The organism is Pontimicrobium sp. MEBiC01747 (genome assembly GCF_053601635.1).
On the sequence record NZ_JBSHNS010000252.1, the window covers coordinates 1 to 2,454 of the forward strand.

Consider the following 2,454-nt stretch of genomic DNA (forward strand, 5'->3'; position numbering starts at 1 on the left):
ACCTAATCTAACCTTTACATTCAATTTTTGAAGTAATTGCTTAGCTACTTCATTACTATATGTTTTCTTTCTGTATTTTGTTACAGATTGTATCCCTGTAATTACATTTGTAATAAATATTTCATCAACTTTTTGCAGTTCAAAAGGCGATATAGAAGATTCTTCAATAGATAATTCTGGTATTAAACCAATAATTTCTATTAATTGTTTACGCATTATTCCCTTTAAACAACCATCTTCCAAAGGAGGTGTCTTTACAATATTATCTTTAACTAAAAATAAATTTCCGTTTAAAGCTTCAACAACATGCTTATTAGTATTCAATAATAAACAGTTATCTAACATATTTTCTTTGGCATAAATACTACCAGTAACGTTAATTGCTTTATTGTTCGTTTTTAAAGTAGACAATAAACTTGGGGAAACATAAAAGTCCTTATACAAATCAACCTCATAATTATTTTCATTCAATAAATAAAAATCATTATCAATAGTTTTTACAGAAATAATAAAACCTACAGTATTATCTGTAGGCAAATATAAACCTCCTGAGTTACGGTGAACCATCAACTTTACTCTGGCAGAAGTCTTCATCATATTACTCTCAGAAAGTAATTTAATAATTTCCGCTTCTAAAAATTCCATGGTAAAAGACATAGGAATATCCATTCTCATAATACGCATAGAAGCCATTAATCTAAAATAATGATCCTCCCAAAATAGTAGTTTACCATAAGATACTTTTAGAGTTTCAAACAAAGCATCTCCATAAGTATACCCTCTATTATTAATACTAATAGTATTTGTTTCACTCTGTAAAGTTCCATTAAAATTTATCATAAAAAATCCCGAATTTCTTCGGGACAAATATAAACTTAAATTCTTTCTTTGGTATTATGTAGAACCTAATACTTGTTTTAAATCTGATATTTGATTTTCCCATAACATCTTAGCTTCATCTACTTCGTCTTCCTCCGCATAATCCACAATCATTATAGATACATCTTTAGTAATTTCATCTACTTGTATCCTCATTTCAAAATAATAAGGCTCATCCTCATCAGATAACCATCTAAATTTCACTCGTTCTCCACTTTTTTTAGTTAAAAGTTTAGCCTGCTCTTCTGTTCCATCCCATATAAATTTAAATAATTCTCCTCTGGAGTTTACATTATCAGCAAACCATTCTGATAACCCTGAAGGCGTAGATATATATTGATATATTAATTGTGGCGAAGCATGAATAGGAAACTCTAATTCATATTTAATTTTTTCCATTATCTATTCTTAATAATTATTTTGTTCAATATATACATTAATTTTTGGTAAAAAAAATTATTACCACAATCTTAAAAAAAAACAAAAAACTAATGCTTATTCTGCTAAATATATAGGCAATAATTTTTAATTTAAAACCTTTTTAATTTTTAATCATACATCATTTAAACTAGCAAAATTGCATTTTATCGTATTAATTTGAAACTTTATTACATAAAATGCATTTTATCGATTAAAAATGCATTTCATCTAAATTCAAAGCTTAGCATTAATAGTAATAATATTGTTTAATTCTATAGGTATATTTTTAAGGAAATATCTTTTAAAAATTTGATCCCCTAGTCAACTAAAACTTACTCCCAAATTATGAAAAAACCCAACTACAAGTTTAGTTTAATTTCTTTCAAAAAAAGCATTATCACAAAAAAAACAAGTCAAATGTTTTATGCTTTATGTAAAACTTAACAAAGATTAATGTTTATAAACTAAAATTAAACTCTCAAAATTCCTTAACCTAACTTAATACTACAATCAAATGAAAAAACTACTTTTCATAGTAGCATTTTTGCTCCTCGCCACAAGTGCTATTGCACAAACATTTAACTATCAAGCTATTGCCAGAGATAATTCTGGAGAACTAATTATTAATCAAAATTTAGGTGTTGAAATTTCTATATTACAATCTGGACCATCAGGCACAGTTATATATACAGAAAATCATACACCAACAACAAATACATATGGTACATTTGATATAGCCATTGGTGCTGGTAATAACTCCTCCAGTGATTTTTCTCTAATAGATTGGAGCACCAATAACTACTGGCTTCAAATAGCAATAGATCAATCAGGAGGAACTAATTATAATATAGTAGGAGCATCACAATTAAGAGCAGTCCCTTTTGCTATGTATGCTGCTTCAGGAAATGTTGGACCTGCTGGACCTAAAGGAGATCAAGGAGACCAAGGATTTCAAGGAGAACAAGGAATCCCTGGTGTACAAGGACCACAAGGACCTGCCGGAACAAACGGTGTAGATGGCGCAGTTGGACCTGAAGGACCGCAAGGACCTGCTGGACCTAAAGGAGATCAAGGAGACCAAGGATTCCAAGGAGAACAAGGAATCCCTGGTGTACAAGGACCACAAGGACCTGCCGGAACAAACGGTGTAGATGG

The 2,454-nt window shown here is 29.9% G+C and carries 2 protein-coding genes and 1 pseudogene; 1 reads left to right on the plus strand and 2 read right to left on the minus strand.

The genetic code is table 11. The annotated features are described in order from the left end of the window. Nucleotides 1–840: aminotransferase class IV (locus tag ACVC2P_RS08110; RefSeq protein ID WP_452597977.1), on the minus strand; the 840-nt coding region annotated here is incomplete at its 3' end. A 54-nt stretch (nt 841–894) separates the two neighbouring features. Then, nucleotides 895–1,281: an START-like domain-containing protein gene (locus ACVC2P_RS08115; RefSeq protein ID WP_452597978.1), complete on the minus strand. Its 387-nt coding sequence runs from the start codon at nt 1,279–1,281 to the stop codon at nt 895–897. 532 nt (nt 1,282–1,813) lie between these two features. Here ACVC2P_RS08115 and ACVC2P_RS08120 point away from each other — a divergent pair. Next, nucleotides 1,814–2,454 (plus strand): annotated as a pseudogene (locus ACVC2P_RS08120) (hypothetical protein); the annotation flags it as partial.